We start from the raw sequence: 15,333 nt of genomic DNA on the forward strand, positions 1-15,333 counted from the left end.
GAGCCCCGACCGACGTCGACGAGCTCCAGCGGAAGATCACGAGGCTTGAGCGGCACAACGTTGAACTGACATCCGCGTGGGAGGAGGCCCCAGTCCGATCTCGATGCCGCGAGGGAGGTCAGCCGGGACTTGGCCAGAGCGCTGAACCAACGCGCCGCCGCCTCGTACGGCCGTTGTCAGTGCTGGCTGAGAGGATCGTCGGCACGCCACCGCTACGTTCCAATCAGCCGCGTTCGAAGCAGTGCGCGTGGCCGATGGTGGAGAAGCCGCGACGCTCGTACCACTGGCGCGGCCAATCTGACGCATCGGCGGTCAGGAACCGGGTACTGCAGTCCTCGTCGGCAGCCATGCGCAGGGCAGTGGTCAGGACGGCGTCGGCGTAACCGCGCCTGAGATGGGCCTCTGAGGTGATCAGGTCCTCGATCTGGGCTGTGCCAGTGACCGGATCCGCATAGAGGTCAGCCCATGAGGCGACCTCGCCTTCCTCTGTGCGGGCACTGATGAAGCGAACGATGTCCGCCCCGCGCCGGCGAGCTTCGCGTCGGTCGACAAGGTGGCGTATGACCTCGTTGTCGACGTCCGGAAGGAGGCCCCGCCATCGCCGGGTAAGTGGATCACGTAGCACATCGAGGTCTGCCTCATCCGCGGGTCTGCCAGCCGGCACTGGGCCTTCGTGCAGCATGACCGCATAGATGGAGTGGGCGTACCCAGCCTGGGTCAGCGGCTCTGCACACGCCAGTCCTGCTTCGTTGTCAAGGACGGAGATCAGTCGGTGTGGCAGATGGCCCAGTGCTTCCTCCGCGATAGTGGGCAGCGCCTCCGGGTCGACGGCCGTATCGATGATCACCTGGTTGTTCGCGCGGGAATGGAAGAAGGCGTCGTCATATACAGCGAAGCCGCCGGGGAGGTCGACGGCGCGCGTGGCCTGCCGACGGGCGAAGGCGGATACGAAGGCGTTGATCCGCTGCAGTTCTGAACTTGGCATGGAGGGAGACTATGCAGTGCTGACCACGGCCGCCGTTGGCTTGTGTCGCGGGAAGAACCTTGCCCAGGGCGCCCTCCGGTCACCGGCTTGCCCCGCGGAAGACCCCATGACCTTTTCGTTCACACGCCGTTCGAAGACCTCCCGCGCCCCGGAGCGGCACGGTCCATCGAGCGGCGCATCGTGGCGGGGGTCGAGGGGGACGCGCATACGGGAGAGGGGGGTCACGCCCGGGTTCCTTCCGGCGGGGGTGGTCCGTCGTGACCGCCCGTTCACCCGCGGATCAGTGGAAGGATCCGGATCACGCGGGTCCGAGGACGTCGGCGAGGTGGCCGGCGAAGCAGGAGCGCACGTCTTCCGGGGTCATCCCCTCCTCGTCGATCAGGTGCGCAACGAGGTCGGCGCGAAGGGCGGCCAGCAGGGCGTGGGCGGTGAAGTCCGGTGCGTGGACTCCAGGCACCCGCTCGAGCTCCGTCCGCAGGGTTGCGTGCCACCAGCCGTAGTGCTCGGCCCGGTACGGGCTGCTGATTCCGGCCTCTTCCGCCGCCGACATCAGGTTCCGGTTCTCGATCTTGAAGTTCAGCGAGGCGTCGAGCAGGTCCGCGACCCGCTGCCGCGGCGAGGATCCCGCAGCCTCCTGCGCCTCCCGCACCGTGCGCTGAAGGGGTTCGAGGCGAGAGGTGATCACCGCGGCGATCAGGCCGGCGCGGTCGCCGAAACGACGGAAGAGGGTGCCCTTGCCCACACCGGCGGCTGCGGCGATGTCGTCCATCGACACGCCGTGGGGGCTGGTGCTGGTCGCGAAGAGGGTGTCGGCCGCCGCCAGGACCGCTTCCCGGTTGCGCTGGGCATCCGCGCGTTCCGTGCGCTCCGTGCGCTCTGCTCGTCGGGCCACGGGTCCTCCTCGGTCTGCGGCCTCTCCGGCCCCCGGAATGATATGTGCCCGGTCCCTGTCAGTGGCCGGCGGCCGCCCGGACCTCCCGTTCGACGAAGGCGCGAAGGGTACCCGGAGGGCGTCCGGTCAGGAGCTCGACGGTGTCCGAGGTGCGGTCCTCGGCTCCGTCGGCGATGGCGCGGTCCATGGCCGCCAGCATGGTGGCGAACTCCAGCGGGATCGCGGCCGCCCAGCGGTCGCGCAGTTCCTCGAACGTCAACTGCCGGTGCACGACGGGGCGGCCGGTGACCTCGGCGATGATCGCGGCGGCATCGGAATAGCTCAGCGCCTGCGGGCCGGTGAGGATCAGGTCGGTGTCGGGGGCCTGTTCTGTGGTCAGGGCGTGTACGGCCACGGCCGCGATGTCCTCGGCGTCGACGAATCCGACGCGGCCGTCGCCCGAGGCCGTGAAGAGGGCGCCCTCCTCGCGGATGGTGCGTGCGTGAGGGGCGGAGCCGGCGAAGTTCTGCATGAACCAGGAGGGCCGCAGCACCGCCCACTCCTCGAAGAGGCCCGGCAGCTGCTCGTGGACCCGGCCGGCCGCCGGACCGCCCGCAGGAATCGCCGACGAGCTCAACAGCACCGCACGGAGCACCCCTGCTGCGCGAGCTTGACGGAGGAAGGGCAGCATGACCGCGGCCGGGTCCGGGGAGCCGGTGGGCGGGACGAGGTACACCCGGTCCACGCCGCCCAGGGCCCCGGCCCAGGTCGCGGGTTCGTGCCAGTCGAAGCGGACAGCCTCCGCGCCGGGCAGGGCAGTGGCGGTCCGGCCGGCCGCCTTGACGCGACGGCCCTTGGCAGCCAGCCGGGCGGTGACGCGACGGCCGGTAGTACCGGTGGCCCCGATGACCAGGGTGGCGTGGGCGGTCGTCATCGGTTCGCTCCGGTGAAGTCGGCGCCGGGCAGGGACGCGGCGAGGGGGTTCCAGTAGTCGCGGTAGGAGGCGATGAGACCGTCCGCGACCGTGACCACGGCGATGTAGCCCATGTCGTAGGGGGTGTCGGTCCGCACCAGCCTGCCGACGCCGCGCATCTCGACCACCACCGTTTCGGCGACGGTGGTTTGATGGATCGTCACCTCGGGGAAGTCGTGCAGGTCCACGTGATCGGGGTAGTGGCGCATGTAGTCGCCGATCGCGGCCTTGCCTTCAAGGCGCCGCGGCCAGCCTTCGGGGGCGAAGGGGAATTCGAGTACACCGTCGGTGTGCCACAGGTCGACCCAGGCTGTGATGTCCTTCGCCAGCAGCAGGCGCAGGCCGTGGCGATACAGCTCCTCGGCCGTCATGGAGTTGGTCATGTTCGAGGTTTCCGTTTCCGCTCGGGGTGGCAGCGACGCCCGGCGGCTCGCGCGAACGCGGCAGCCGAAGCAAGCGGACTGACAGTCCGCATGATTCGAAGCATATGGACCGCCAGTCCGTTTAACAAGTGCGCTGCCGCGCGGACCGATTGGATGGCGCGGCTCAGCCACCCCCCGCGCGACCGGGGGCCTCGCTCCACACCGCCGACCCCCACACAGCCCCTCCCCCACCACCACACCGCACGGTCAGGCGGCCCGGCAGAGCTCCGCGGACTTCGCGCCCGCCGCAGCCCGGGCCACGGCGGCGGGCAGGCATCCGGCGCCACGGGAGGCTCCCGCGGCCTGCGCGTGGCCCCGCGCGAAGACGACGAGGCGGAGCAGCGCGAACCGTGCGACACCGGCGAGCGCCGAGGCCGACAGGTGGACGACCTGCTCCAGCAGCGGATCGGGAGCCGCCACCAGCTGCCGCAGACCCGGCATCGCCATGCAGGTCATCACGTACGCCGCGACGGCGGAACCGGCCGATTGCGCGTGCTGACGGCGGCTCGCGCGACAGCCCGCGCCGAAGGTGAAGCGGGCGTGGAGCTCGGTGGCGAGGAGCGTGGAAACCGCGGCGATCAGGGCATTGGCGAGAGCCCAAGGGAGCCGGGCGGCCAGGGCTCCCACGGCGAAGCCGGAGGCGACTCCCACCCCGCCGCCGCACAGGACGAAGCGGGCGAAGGCGGTGACGACGCCGGGACGCGCCGCCTGCCGCCGACTCTGCACCGCCTCCATGACCCGACCCCTTCGACAGCCCGCCCTCGACAGCGCGCCGACACCCGCGGGGCAGACGGGCGCACCACCCTTGGCGCCATGACGGCTCATCCATGGCGCCATATCGAGCCATATTGACGTCACATTGACTTGGATTCGGCAACATCGCAGGTCAAAGCAGTGCCAGTATGGTCACTCGTTTCGAACCCGGGCTGCTCGCGAGCGGAGGCCGGGCGTGACGGAGGCGCCAAGGCGGAGATGGGGGCGCGTGGACCGGCACCCGAGGAACGGTCACCCCCGTGCGTGCACCAGGCTGAAGAGGACCCGTCGGTTCCTGTCGGGGAAGGCGGGATCGGCCCGCTCCAGCCTGACCCGGACACCGGCCCCGAGCTCGAGGTCGGCGGCGTCCGAGGTGACTCTGCCCAGCACGGCGGGCTCCGCCAACTGGGCCTGCCCCTCCCGCGGGTTCGGCTGTGCGAGTTCCGCGTCCGTATCGATGATCACGGCGTCGAAGGTACCGCCCACCCGGTCCATCAGCAGCGCCGCCTCGACCAGGTCCACGGACTGCCGGTCGACGGCGTTCCCTTTCGCCTTCTCCATCCGGCTGGGCAGGTCGCCCAAGGCCGCCAGAACCCACTCGGGCGCCGCGCGGCCCGCCGTCGCGGCCACGCAGATTTCGCCGGCGTACCGGTCGACCAGGCGGCGCAGCGGTGCCGTGCAGTGGGTGTACGGTGCCGCGATCGCCGCGTGGACCGTCTGTGCGGGGACGTGGTCATGGTCGGGGAAGGACGTGTAGACCGATTTCAGCAGCAGGGCGCCGGCCGCCTCGTGGAGGAACGCCGCGTGTTTCCGGTCGTGCGGATCGAGGGAGCGGATCAGCTCGGCGTACGAGACGTGGTGCGGCCAGCCGATGCCCAGGCCCTGGGCGATGCGGTGCAATCGGGTGACTTCGTGGGTCGGGGCCCGGTCCTGCGTCCGCAGGATGCCGGGGCCGCCGTCGAGCATCATCCGGGCCGCGGCCATCCCGGTCATGAGGGAGATCTGTTCGTTCCAGCCGTCCACGGGCAGCGCGGCCCGGTAACCCAGCCGGAAGGAACCGTCCTCGAAGGTCACCTCCTGGTCCGGCAGCCTGAGCGAGATGCCGCCCCGCTCGGCCTCGACCGCCTCGCGCAAGGTGCCGATCTCGCGCAGCAGGGCGAGCGGCTCCTCGGCGGTGCCCGAGTCGACGGCCCGCTGCACGCCCGCGTAGTCCAGTCTGGCTCTGCTGCGCACCAGGGCACGGCTCACGCTCGACCCGGTCAGCTCGCCGTGGGCGTCGAGGTCGTGCTGCCACAGCAGGGCGGGGACGTCCTGGTCCGGCAGCAGGCTGGCCGCGCCCTCGGAGAGTACGGGCGGGTGCAGCGGCACCTTGCCGTCGGGGAAGTACAGGGTGACGATCCGCCTGCGGGCCTCGTCGTCCAGGGCGTCTCCCGCGGTGACGAAGGCGGCCACGTCGGCGATGGCGTAGTGGACGCGGAATCCGCCGCCGGGCCGCCTCTCCAGGTACATGGCCTGGTCGAGGTCCTTCGCGTCGGGCGGGTCGATCGTGAAGAGCGGCAGGTCGGTGGCGTCCCTGTCGGGGAGCCGGGGCGCCCGGGCAGCCGCTTCGGCCGCCGCGAGCACGGGTGCGGGAAAGCCCGAGGGAGCCTGCAGGTCTGTCCGCAGCTTCTTCAGGGCGGTGGCCAGGGCGGCCTTGGCCGCGTCGGACATGCGCATCGGGCGGCGTGGCATGCCCCGAGCGTAGGGCGGCGGGCGGTCACCGGCACGGCGGGCGATCCGTCCGGGTGCGGCAGGGCGCCCGACCCGGGTGCGGCAGGGCGCCCGACCCCCGCCGCACCCGCGCCCCCGTCACCGGGCGGACCATCGAACGGCGCCCGCGGCGCGGCGCCCCGCCCTCGCCGCCCTCGCCGCCCTCGGCGCCTTCGCGCCTTCGCAGGACGGTCAGGCGCCGGTGCCGAGGACCGTACGGATCAGCGTCCGCTGAGCCTCCGACAGGCAGGGGTCCTGCAGGTCGAGCACCTCATCGTCGACGGTGATCCGGTAGCGATAGCCGTCGGGCACGGGAGCGACGGCCCGTTGGGCCAGCTCCTCCAGGTCCGCCGCGTCAGGACGTCCGGAGGTGTCGAGCGCGCTGAGCTTCTCCAGGCCCCCGGCGAAGCCTCCGGAGCGGGTGACCGTTATCAGCATGGCCGTTCCTTCCTGTTCGCTGGTGCGTCACACGGTCTGCGGTCGCAGCCATCGGTGCGCATGCCCCGAACGGCGGAGCACGGTCACGGAGCGGGCGCCGAACCGTACGAACGTCCGGAAAGGACCGCCCCGGGGCGGTCGAGCCCGCGGGGTGTCGGCGCGGTCGCTCCCCGCGCGAGAGCCCTCGTGAGCCGCTCGGCGGGGAGGGCGCGCGGGAGTTCCGGGCGGGCGGGGCGACGGAGCCCCGAACCCGGGCCGGAATGTCCGGTTTTCGATCCTGCTGGGGGAATACCCCCTCTGTTGCCGTCAGTTCATCCGGATGGAACCGGGGGCGGGCCCGCACCGCCCGTCCCCGACCGGCTCACATGGTCAAGGAGAAATCGTGCGCATCCTCTTCACCGGCCCGGCCTCGGCCGGACACCTCTTTCCCATGGTCCCGACCGCACAGGCCTTACGCGGCGCCGGACACGACGTACTGTTCGCCGGCTCGCAGCCGCTTCAGCAGCTGCGCCAGACAGGTTTTCCGGTGGTCGAGATAGGCGACGGCCGCACCCTTCAGGACGTTTTCGAGCAGGCCATGGGGGAGGAAGTCCGTTACGTCACCACCGACCTGACCTCCGACCAGATCCTCGACCGTGCGGCCCGCGGCTTCGCGTTCCTCTCCCGTCCGACCGTGGACGGCCTCCTGGAGGTCGCCGAGGGCTGGGGCGCCGACCTGCTCGTCTACGACTCCTTCCAAGCCTCGGCACCGCTGGTCGCGGCCAAGCTCAAGATCCCTTCGGTGATCCAGAACTTCGGTGTCACCTCCGGCCACGACATGGTCGGCCGGCTCGCCGCCCACTTCACCGAGACGTACGAGGCGTACGGGGTGGAGGGCCCCGCCCGGTCCACCGCACTGAACATCGTCCCCGCCTCCCTGGGAGGCGACCCCGGCGGTCTGCGCATGCGCTACGTCCCGTACAACGGCGGCGGCTTCGTCCCCGCCGGGCTGCTCCGCCGCGGTCCCCGCCCGCGCGTGGCCGTCACCCTGGGCACGGTGCTCAGCGAGCTGGACGGGGTCCGGGCCATCGTCCGCCTGGTCGAGGCCGCCGCGTCGGTGGACGCGGAGTTCCTGCTCGCCGTGGGCGATGCCGACCTCGCACCGCTCGGCACCCTCCCGGACAACGTCCGCCCGCTGCCCTGGGTCCCGCTCGCCGAACTGCTGACCACGTCCGACGCCCTGATCCACCACGGCGGGTCCGGCACCCTGCTCACCGCCCTCCAGGCCGGCCTGCCCCAGCTGCTGCTCCCCCAGGGCGCCGACCACTTCACCAACGCCGACGCCCTCACCGCGACCGGGGCCGCCCTACGCTCCGCCTCCGACGACGTCGACACCGCTCTCCTCACCCGGCTCCTCTCCGACCCGGCCCTGCGGGAGGCCGCCGACCGCCTGCGCGCGGAGAACGCCGCTCTGCCGACCCCGGCCGCGACGGTCCCGGCTCTGGAGGCGCTGATCACCTCCTGACGCGTCCGCCCGGCGTCACGGGAGCCGCGCGCGCCGGGACCGCAGCCCACGGCTCGGGGCCTGGAGCCCGGAGCCCGGAGCCCGGAGCGGAGACCTGCCGTCCGGGCTCCGGCCGTCCGCCGGAGCGCGGACGGCCGGGTGGACCGGGGCGGGCGGTCGGCCGCGGCTGCCTCAGCGCGGCCGCCACCAGGCCTTCGAGAGGCACCGGCGCGGGGCCTTTCCGTTGACTCGCTCGCTGCCGGACACGAGGTGCGATGGGATGTCAGCGGGTGTCGGCCCCTGCCGAGGCCCCGTAGGGACCGTACGCAGAGAATGATCGTCCAGCCCATCGGTACGGCGTCCTGCGGTCGGCATCGGGCTCGGCTTCCCCTACGCGGGGCACCCGGGCGGCGCCCGGCCGGCGGGAGGACGGTCGGCCCGCCGTCAGGGCATACCGTCGGGGTCGCAACTGGCCCGCCGCAGCCCGATGGTGCGCAGCGCCCGCATCAGGGCGTCGAAGTCCCCCTCGCGCACGATGTGGACCGCCCCCTCGGCCGTGAGTCCGGACACCGCGCGGGGCACCCGGTCGGCGGCCGTGCGCAGCACCACTCCGCTCGGCGGGTCCAGATCCCGCACCCCGCGGAACACGCGCAGGACGGCCGGATCCGAATCGATGCTGTCGAGCCCGGCCGGCAGGGACAGGACGGTGATGTCGGGCAGCAGGACGCGGGCGTGCGCGAGGGCGACGGCGGGATCGTGTGCGTGCGACACGACCCGGAAGTGCGGGCTGCGCTGGATGCCCGAGCGCAGCAGCTCCAGTTGCTCGCCCTCGGGCACGCCGACCACCAGGATGGTCATCACCCTCCCATCGTGGTTCCCCGCGCGCCGGGGGGGCGACCCGGGAGGGTTCTCAGGGCCGTGCGGAGGACACCGGGGCCCGGCGTTGCCCGGCCGACCCGGCCGCCCGGTCCGCCTCGGCCGCTTCGGCCGCTTCGGCCTCGGTGTAGGCGGAGGCGAAGGTGAAGGCGCGCGGCGAGGGCCCGTGCGCCCGGAGGTCGTCCAGCCGCTCCAGCGCCTCGTCGACGGTGGGCAGTCGGCCGGCGGGGATCCACCAGAGCACCAGGTGCGCCTCGACGTGCCGGTCGAACCACTCACGGCGGCGCCGCATCGCCTCCAGGTGCCCGCTGCGGTAGGCGAAGTCCCACAGGGCCTCCCTGCTCTCCCAAACGGACAGGTTGACGATGACGCCCTCCCCCGCCGGACGCAGACCGGTGGCGTCGGCCTCCCCCTCCTCGACGAGCCGCCACACGAAGCCGGGGGCTCCGTCGGCGGCGGAGTTGACCGGATCGAGCAGCTCGACGAACGGCGCGATGCGCGGGTCGTCGAGGGGGTGCAGGAGTGTGGCGACGTTGAACTGGGCGAGGTGGGCGGCGTGCGCGGGTTCGGTCATGGCCTCATCCCAGCACGGCCCCCTTTTCTATGTCAATGCTCATTGTTTTTAGAAGCTTCGACCACCACGCAGCACTCCCCCGGCCTGGCGTCCATACGGGCACGAACCGGCCCGTCGACGCCGAACAGCCCTTCCAACAGCGCGAGGTTCATGCCGCAGACCAGGGGCGGGAAGCGCTCGGCGACCGCATGGAACGGGCAGTTGCGCATGCGGACGACGCCACCTCGGCCCGCCTCCCCCGCACCCTCCTCACCCTCCTCCAGGTGCGGTTCATAGCCGCGGGCGGCCAGCAGTTCCATCGCGTCCTCGATGCCCCCGCAGGGCGCCGCCGCCCCGCGCAGCAACTCGCCCCGGCGGCGCGCGGCAGCGCAGAGCCCCGCGTCCAGCCCGGCCTGCTCGGCCGCCTCGGCCAGCAGTTCGGCGGCGGTGCGATAGTCGCGGGCGGGCAGCGAGACCGACCGCTCGACCCGCGCCCGCGTGTACACCTTGGCCGGCCGCCCCGCCCCCGGCCCCGAGCGCCCCGTCAGGCGACGGCTCCCGCTCTCCAGCAGCCCCGCCTCGGCCAGCCGGTCCAGGTGGTGCGCGGCGAGCGTGCGCGCCACACCGGTCGCCTCGGCCGCCTCGTTGCGACCCACCTCGCGTCCCTGGGCCGCCACGTACTCGTACAGTCGACGGCGCACCGGGTCCTGCAGCACCGCGATCACATCGATGTCCTTCACCCGGCCATTCTAGAAACAACGCGGGTTGGAGATAGAAGCGCCGACAGCGGGGGCCCACGGCATGGTCACACTCCCGGCCGACCGCGGTCGAGGACGACCATCCGCGGGTGCTCGCGGTGCTGGACGCGTGGTGGGGCGGCCTCAAAGGCGGGGCGGGATCGGCGGAACGCACCCTACTGCTGCCCCGGCTGCACTTCCAGCACTTCACCACGACCAGCCTCCTGGTCGAACACGACAGCGGCGAGATCGCCGCGTTCCCGGTCGGATTCCTGTCACAGACGGCGCCCGAGGCCGCGTACGTGCACTTCGCCGGCATCGACCCGGCACTGCACGGGCAGGGGATTTCGGTTGGCGCAAAAGAGGAACGATTGACATCAAGATCAGCTGTCCGCCGTCGCCCCTGCCGACATCACCAGGAGAAGCCGACGCGCCTCTCAGCCCGGGGGCCCTGCCGGGCCAGCCCACCTCCTACCGTGGAGAGTCACACACAAGCGCGAAGGGGTGGGGAGCATGACGATATGGGGACTGGTCATCGAGACGACCGTGGGTGTCGGCGAGCGCAAGCACACAGAGGCGCACGTGGTGGCGCACATCTCCGGATCCCGAGCGGAGGCGCTCACAGAGCTGGAACGGCGGGCGCGCAGCCACACTCCCGAGCACCCCAGAAGCCCCAGGCGTCGTCGGCTCCTTCGAGAGAGCGACGGATTCCTCCTCGTCGTTGACGGGGCGTGGCAGTCGTTCGTCACGCGGTTCACGGTGGCGGAGGTGCTGGAGGACTCTACCGCGCCCGCTGTCCCGGAACCCGTGGAGGTGTCGAGCGAGCCCGTCACTTCACCTGGCGAGTCGGTCGGGCAGGTCGAGCGGTACGCGGACGGCGTACCGGTCAAGCCGGCGTGGCTGGGCCGCGACGACCTGTCGTGAGCGGTGGCGCGAGGCCGGCTGTGCACGCAGCATCCGACCAGCGCGATCAATCTCGGATGACACAAACTCGCGTCCGTCGCCATGGGATGGCAAGCGGTCAAAGTTCGGTGGCACCGGACACCGGGGAGCGTGACGGAGGGGACGGCCCGCATGGCACTCGCCCATTAAATCGAACATGTGTTGCAATAGAGGGGTGAGACCTACGCCCCGATTCCCCGAGGATCTCGTCGCGCTCCAGGAGGCGTGGCTGCGTACGTATGCCGAGCTCGCGCAGGTGGCCGCCGGCGGCGGGACCACCCTGCTGCGGCGGCGGCTGATCGCGTTGTCCGGCCGGCTGTGCGCCCATCCGCACTGGCCCGCTCCGGCCGGCTGGCGGGACGGCGGCGTCGAGCTGCGGCGGACCGCGCGCGGGCAGGCCCGGACGCATCGCGAGGCGGCCTGACGATGCCCGCGCCCGGACGCCGGGGCGGCGCGGCGGCCGGTCGGGGAGAGTCCGGTGGCTGTCCGGTGTGTCTGCGCGGCACGTGCGGCCGGGCTCCCTTGAATGGGCAGCCTCCTACGGAAACGGGCACCGTATGACCCTCCCCTCGCCCCACCGGGCAGCAGCCCCGGCCGCCGCCGCGGCCGGCTACACCCGCCGGTCGCTCCTCACGGGCGCCTTCGCCCTGGCCGGCGCGGCGGCACTGCCCGTGGCCGCGGCCGGGCCCGCATACTCGGCCGCCGGCCCGAACGTCATCGCCTGCACCACCTGGGGCGCGCGGGCCGCTTCCGAACCCGTCGTCGTCCTCGCCAACCGCCCCGAGCGCATCGTGGTCCACCACACGGCGACGGCGAACGTCACCGACTATTCCCAGCAGCGCGCCTACGCCCTGGCCAAGGCGATCCAGAACTATCACATGAACGCGCAGGGCTGGATCGACACCGGTCAGCACTTCACCATCAGCCGCGGCGCCTTCGTGTTGGAGGGCCGCCACCACAGCCTCGCGGAGCTGAACACCGGCAGGCGCCAGGTGCGCGCGGCGCACTGCGTCGGACAGAACACGGTGTCGATCGGCATCGAGAACGAGGGCACGTACACCTCCCAGGCCCCTCCCGCGGCGCAGTTCGCGGCGCTGGCGGACCTGTGCGCCCGGGTCTGCAGCCAGTACGGCCTGCCTGCGTCGGAGATCTACGGCCACCGCGACTTCAACGCCACGTCCTGCCCCGGCGACCGTCTGTACGCCCTGCTGCCGACCCTCCGCAAGGAGGTCGCCACCCGCCTCGGCACGCCCCTGTCGCAGCCGGAGGCGGAGGATCCGGTGTGGGACTTGGTGCGCCAGGTCACCGACCGGCCGTCCGCCACGCTCGGGGAATACCTGCCCGCGGGCCTACTCCCCTGACGGAGTGTCTTCCAAGAAACGGTCCGACGGGGGAGCCGGCCCGATCGCACACGGCGATACCGCGAGCGGCAGGCTGCCGGGCGGACCGGGAAGGCCTCGGGGCTGCCGCGCCTGCCGGTACGCACCCGGGAAACCCGTCCGACCCGTACGCAGGACAGGCGCGGCGCACGGCGCCACACCGAACCGCGTGGTGCGGCGGCCGCCACGGCGCGGCCACGGCCTGTCCGCAGAACGAACACCTCCACGGCTTCGTCCACGAGGCTGTACGCGCCCGCCGGCCCGGATAGCGTCGGCCCTTGCGGTCACCGCCGAGGTCCGCCCGTGCACCCGAAGGCAGGAACGAGATGAACCCCCTGGCCGCCCGCGGTCCGCACAGCGTCACGCTCGCCACCCGGGCCGACCGCAGCGTCATCACCCTCACCGGCGACATGGACCTCGACCACGTCGAGCCCTTCCTCGCGGCACTCCGGGAAGCCTGCACCGCCGCCGGTGCTCCGACGCGAGTGGTCGTCGACCTCTCGCGCCTCGACTTCTGCGACTCCACCGGCCTCAACGCCCTGCTCCACGCGCGCTCCCTGTGCGAGTCTCACGGGCGAACGCTGACGCTCGCCGACCCCGCCCCGCAGTTCCACCGCCTGCTGCGCGTCACGGGCGCCGACGAGGTGTTCGACGTCTCCGTCTCCGACGCGCCCGGCGCGGGGCCGGTACCGTGACCGCGGCCGTGACCGCGGCCGTGACCGCGGCCTCGACTCCGCCCGCTCAGCCGGACCTGAGCGTGACCGAGGGCGCGACACCGTATTCCTGGCGGTAGGCAGCGGCGAAGCGGCCCTGGTGGGCGAAGCCCCAGCGTCCGGAAATGCCGGCAACGGTAGCGGAGCCCGACGGGTCGGCGGACCGGAGCTCGGCATGGGCACGGGCCAGCCGGACCTGGCGGAGATGACCGAGCGGCGTCGTACCGGCGTGGCGGGTGAAGGCGTACTGCACCGCGCGCGGAGTGACAGGGATCGAGGCGGCGATGTCGGCGAGCGTGATGTCGCGGTGAGCGTTGGCCTCGATGAACGCGACGGCGCGGCGCAGGGTGTCGCTGTGCGCGTCGCGGGTGTCGCGCGGGCCCGGCCGGTCCACCCGGGCGGTGTTCGGCAGCGTGTTCAGCACCGTGGCCGCCAGGTGCTGGGCGGCCGTCGAGACCAGCAGCCCGTCCGGGTCGGCCGATGCGGCGCTGTCGTCGAGGACGTGGTCGCGGAGGTACGCGACGGCCGCCCCGAGCCGCCGGTTCTCGGCGGGGCCGACGGCCCGGGGCCCGGTGATCCGTACCTCCCCGCCACGCGGAACGGAGGCGACCCGCCCCAGCAGGCGGGGATCGAACATGGTGATCGTGTACCGGGCTTCGCGGACCTGCCCCGCGTACGGGCGGTCGTGGGGGGCGATGAGAAAGGTCTCGCCGGGCCCGAAGACCTCCTCGCGGCCCCCGGTGGTGTCCACGATGGTCCCGCTGTGCATCGTCACCAGGCACACCTTGCCCAGGCAGCCCGCGTCGTAGCCCATCGTGTAGCCGAAGGACAGCCGGTCGACGCTCAGTCCGCCGACTGCGGTGCGGGAGATCCGGACGCGGGTGTCCGTGGGACGCCCACCGATCTGCATGGGGGTGTAGGCGGCGGACAGGAAGGCTTCGGTGGCCTCCAGGTTCCCGCTCTCGAAGAAGAGGTTCGTCATCGGGCCCTCCCGCGCCCCACCCGCTCATCGGCACGGCTGCCGACGACGGGCTCCCCCAGTATGCCGTGCCCGGCCGACCGGACCGTCTACGTGACGGGGCGGAAGGTCACCGGGAGGCTCAGGGGACCGCGCAGACCACCCGGGCGCCAGCGGATCTCCTGCGGCTCCACGGCCAGGGCGAGTTCGGGGAGCCGACGCAGCGCGGTACCGATCGCGACCTGCCCCTCCAACCGGGCCAGCGGCGCGCCCAGGCAGTAGTGGACGCCGTGGCCGAAGGCGAGGTGGGCGTTGTCCTGGCGGGTGATGTCCAGGCGGTCGGGGTCGGGGAACCGGGCCGGGTCGCGGTCGGCGATGGCCGAGGCGATGAGGACGGTCGCACCGCGCGGGACGATCGTCCCCGCGATCTCCGCGTCCTCGCGGGCGAAGCGGGCGATGCCGGGGCTGACCGGCCCGTCGTAGCGCAGGAACTCCTCGATCGCGCTGCCCAGGAGACCGGGGTCGCCGCGCAGGAGTTCGAGCTGGTCGGGGTGGGCGAGCAGCATGGCGATGCCGCCACCGATCAGGTTGACCGTGGTGATGTAGCCGGCGGCGAGCAGCAGGAAGACCATCGCGATGAGCTCGTCCTCGCTCAGCCTGCGTTCCTCGTCCCGGGCGGCGATCAGGGCACTGAGCAGATCGCCTCGCGGGCGGGCGCGTTTGTCCCGGATGAGGTCGGTCACGTAGGCGCGCATGTGCCGCCAGGCCTCGTCCACCGCGGCGGGGTCCGGCGGTTCCGCGCCGCGCATGATCATGCGGTCGGTCCAGTGCTGGAAGTCGTGCCGGTCGTCCGCCGGTACGCCGAGCAGTTCGCCGATGACGGCGACGGGCAGCGGCAGCGCAAAGTCCGCGACGAGGTCGGCGCGGCCGGCCGGGGCGATCCCGTCCAGGAGGCGGTCGGTGATGTCCTGGATCCGGGGCCGCATCTGCGCGACTCGGCGGGCGGTGAACGCCGTGGAGACCAGGCGGCGCAGGCGGGTGTGGTCGGGCGGGTCGCTGCGGAGCATGTTGCTCAGCATCGACTCCCGATCGGTCGCGGGCAGCTGGGCCAGGAGCCGGGGGTCCGAGGCGTCGCGTACGTCGCTGCTGAGACGGGGGTCCGAAAGGGCGGCGAGTCCGTCCTCGTAGCGGGTGACGAGCCAGGCCTCCAGCCCGCCCGCGGCGACGACGCGGCGTACGGGGCCTTCCTCGCGAAGTTCCCGGTACAGCGGGAAGGGGTCCGCGAGGAAAGCCGGGTCGGCATAGGGAAGAAGGACCGGCCGCTCACTCATCGTGCCTCCAGGAATACGACGCCCCTGCCATGGGCAAGGAGGATATGCGTCCGAGTCTCCACGAATGCAGCTTTTCGGTCATGCGGACGAGCGGTAACCGGTCGTGACGGGCGTGGCGTCGGTGCGTCGACTTTTCGCCGTCAAGGGCATGCTGATGGCCCGTCGATTTC

General features: G+C 72.3%; 17 protein-coding genes. 5 read left to right on the forward strand and 12 right to left on the reverse strand.

Features of this window, described 5'->3' with window-relative positions; all coding sequences use genetic code 11:
• Window positions 1-223: 223 nt before the first annotated feature.
• The 7 genes from AW27_RS00490 to AW27_RS00520 all read right to left on the reverse strand — a co-directional run bounded on the left by AW27_RS00490 (window position 224) and on the right by AW27_RS00520 (window position 6,191).
• Window positions 224-985, reverse strand: a complete 762-nt coding sequence (locus AW27_RS00490; RefSeq protein ID WP_037917558.1) for a GNAT family N-acetyltransferase — start codon at window positions 983-985, stop codon at window positions 224-226.
• 298 nt (window positions 986-1,283) lie between these two features.
• Window positions 1,284-1,877, reverse strand: a complete 594-nt coding sequence (locus AW27_RS00495; RefSeq protein ID WP_037917555.1) for a TetR/AcrR family transcriptional regulator — start codon at window positions 1,875-1,877, stop codon at window positions 1,284-1,286.
• Window positions 1,878-1,935: 58 nt separating this feature from the next.
• Window positions 1,936-2,790 (reverse strand): NmrA family NAD(P)-binding protein, encoded by an 855-nt coding sequence (locus AW27_RS00500; RefSeq protein ID WP_037917553.1) that lies wholly within the window; start codon window positions 2,788-2,790, stop codon window positions 1,936-1,938.
• Window positions 2,787-3,212, reverse strand: coding sequence for a nuclear transport factor 2 family protein (locus tag AW27_RS00505; RefSeq protein ID WP_037917551.1), 426 nt, complete (start codon window positions 3,210-3,212; stop codon window positions 2,787-2,789). The genes AW27_RS00500 and AW27_RS00505 overlap by 4 nt, the downstream gene beginning before the upstream one ends.
• A gap of 246 nt (window positions 3,213-3,458) precedes the next feature.
• Window positions 3,459-3,986 (reverse strand): GtrA domain-containing protein, encoded by a 528-nt coding sequence (locus AW27_RS00510; RefSeq protein WP_037917549.1) that lies wholly within the window; start codon window positions 3,984-3,986, stop codon window positions 3,459-3,461.
• A gap of 270 nt (window positions 3,987-4,256) precedes the next feature.
• On the reverse strand, window positions 4,257-5,735 hold the full coding sequence (locus AW27_RS00515) for an RNB domain-containing ribonuclease (protein ID WP_037917546.1): 1,479 nt from the start codon (window positions 5,733-5,735) through the stop codon (window positions 4,257-4,259).
• Between the two features lie 210 nt (window positions 5,736-5,945).
• Complete coding sequence (locus AW27_RS00520) at window positions 5,946-6,191, reverse strand: protealysin inhibitor emfourin (protein ID WP_037917544.1); 246 nt, start codon at window positions 6,189-6,191, stop codon at window positions 5,946-5,948.
• Window positions 6,192-6,573: 382 nt separating this feature from the next.
• Here AW27_RS00520 and AW27_RS00525 point away from each other — a divergent pair, with 382 nt between their 5' ends.
• Complete coding sequence (locus AW27_RS00525; protein WP_037917541.1) at window positions 6,574-7,695, forward strand: nucleotide disphospho-sugar-binding domain-containing protein; 1,122 nt, start codon at window positions 6,574-6,576, stop codon at window positions 7,693-7,695.
• A gap of 423 nt (window positions 7,696-8,118) precedes the next feature.
• Here AW27_RS00525 and AW27_RS00530 read toward each other — a convergent pair whose 3' ends face one another.
• From AW27_RS00530 to AW27_RS00540, 3 genes are read right to left on the reverse strand one after another with little or no spacing between them, the layout of a single operon-like run.
• Window positions 8,119-8,535 carry a response regulator gene (locus AW27_RS00530; RefSeq protein ID WP_157840185.1) on the reverse strand — a complete coding sequence of 139 codons (417 nt, stop codon included), beginning with the start codon at window positions 8,533-8,535 and terminating at the stop codon, window positions 8,119-8,121.
• A gap of 49 nt (window positions 8,536-8,584) precedes the next feature.
• Window positions 8,585-9,124, reverse strand: a complete 540-nt coding sequence (locus tag AW27_RS00535) for a DUF3291 domain-containing protein (protein ID WP_037917537.1) — start codon at window positions 9,122-9,124, stop codon at window positions 8,585-8,587.
• A 32-nt stretch (window positions 9,125-9,156) separates the two neighbouring features.
• Complete coding sequence (locus AW27_RS00540) at window positions 9,157-9,843, reverse strand: helix-turn-helix transcriptional regulator (protein ID WP_037917534.1); 687 nt, start codon at window positions 9,841-9,843, stop codon at window positions 9,157-9,159.
• Between the two features lie 510 nt (window positions 9,844-10,353).
• On the opposite strand from AW27_RS00540, the gene AW27_RS00545 reads away from it, so the two are divergent.
• From AW27_RS00545 to AW27_RS00560, 4 genes are all read left to right on the forward strand, one after another.
• Window positions 10,354-10,764: a hypothetical protein gene (locus AW27_RS00545; RefSeq protein WP_037917531.1), complete on the forward strand. Its 411-nt coding sequence runs from the start codon at window positions 10,354-10,356 to the stop codon at window positions 10,762-10,764.
• Window positions 10,765-10,957: 193 nt separating this feature from the next.
• Window positions 10,958-11,206, forward strand: coding sequence for a hypothetical protein (locus tag AW27_RS00550; protein ID WP_157840184.1), 249 nt, complete (start codon window positions 10,958-10,960; stop codon window positions 11,204-11,206).
• Between the two features lie 133 nt (window positions 11,207-11,339).
• The gene (locus AW27_RS00555) at window positions 11,340-12,143 is read left to right on the forward strand and encodes a peptidoglycan recognition protein family protein (RefSeq protein ID WP_063890551.1); all 804 of its coding nucleotides are present in this window, start codon (window positions 11,340-11,342) and stop codon (window positions 12,141-12,143) included.
• Window positions 12,144-12,487: 344 nt separating this feature from the next.
• The gene (locus AW27_RS00560) at window positions 12,488-12,856 is read left to right on the forward strand and encodes an STAS domain-containing protein (protein ID WP_037917530.1); all 369 of its coding nucleotides are present in this window, start codon (window positions 12,488-12,490) and stop codon (window positions 12,854-12,856) included.
• Window positions 12,857-12,902: 46 nt separating this feature from the next.
• Here the strand turns inward: AW27_RS00560 and AW27_RS00565 are convergent, their stop codons facing one another.
• Window positions 12,903-13,856, reverse strand: a complete 954-nt coding sequence (locus AW27_RS00565) for a helix-turn-helix transcriptional regulator (protein ID WP_037917528.1) — start codon at window positions 13,854-13,856, stop codon at window positions 12,903-12,905.
• Between the two features lie 86 nt (window positions 13,857-13,942).
• Window positions 13,943-15,163: a cytochrome P450 family protein gene (locus AW27_RS00570; RefSeq protein WP_037917526.1), complete on the reverse strand. Its 1,221-nt coding sequence runs from the start codon at window positions 15,161-15,163 to the stop codon at window positions 13,943-13,945.
• Window positions 15,164-15,333 lie beyond the last annotated feature (170 nt).

It is taken from the genome of Streptomyces sp. PCS3-D2 (genome assembly GCF_000612545.2).
Lineage (GTDB): Bacteria > Actinomycetota > Actinomycetes > Streptomycetales > Streptomycetaceae > Streptomyces.

Excerpts from the sequence above, each read along its gene's own strand:
- AW27_RS00490 (WP_037917558.1), bottom strand. The coding sequence starts at position 985 with ATGCCAAGTTCAGAACTGCAGCGGATCAACGCCTTCGTATCCGCCTTC.
- AW27_RS00500 (WP_037917553.1), bottom strand. The coding sequence starts at position 2,790 with ATGACGACCGCCCACGCCACCCTGGTCATCGGGGCCACCGGTACTACC.
- AW27_RS00505 (WP_037917551.1), bottom strand. The coding sequence starts at position 3,212 with ATGACCAACTCCATGACGGCCGAGGAGCTGTATCGCCACGGCCTGCGC.
- AW27_RS00510 (WP_037917549.1), bottom strand. The coding sequence starts at position 3,986 with ATGGAGGCGGTGCAGAGTCGGCGGCAGGCGGCGCGTCCCGGCGTCGTC.
- AW27_RS00515 (WP_037917546.1), bottom strand. The coding sequence starts at position 5,735 with ATGCCACGCCGCCCGATGCGCATGTCCGACGCGGCCAAGGCCGCCCTG.
- AW27_RS00520 (WP_037917544.1), bottom strand. The coding sequence starts at position 6,191 with ATGCTGATAACGGTCACCCGCTCCGGAGGCTTCGCCGGGGGCCTGGAG.
- AW27_RS00535 (WP_037917537.1), bottom strand. The coding sequence starts at position 9,124 with ATGACCGAACCCGCGCACGCCGCCCACCTCGCCCAGTTCAACGTCGCC.
- AW27_RS00545 (WP_037917531.1), top strand. The coding sequence starts at position 10,354 with ATGACGATATGGGGACTGGTCATCGAGACGACCGTGGGTGTCGGCGAG.
- AW27_RS00555 (WP_063890551.1), top strand. The coding sequence starts at position 11,340 with ATGACCCTCCCCTCGCCCCACCGGGCAGCAGCCCCGGCCGCCGCCGCG.
- AW27_RS00560 (WP_037917530.1), top strand. The coding sequence starts at position 12,488 with ATGAACCCCCTGGCCGCCCGCGGTCCGCACAGCGTCACGCTCGCCACC.
- AW27_RS00565 (WP_037917528.1), bottom strand. The coding sequence starts at position 13,856 with ATGACGAACCTCTTCTTCGAGAGCGGGAACCTGGAGGCCACCGAAGCC.
- AW27_RS00570 (WP_037917526.1), bottom strand. The coding sequence starts at position 15,163 with ATGAGTGAGCGGCCGGTCCTTCTTCCCTATGCCGACCCGGCTTTCCTC.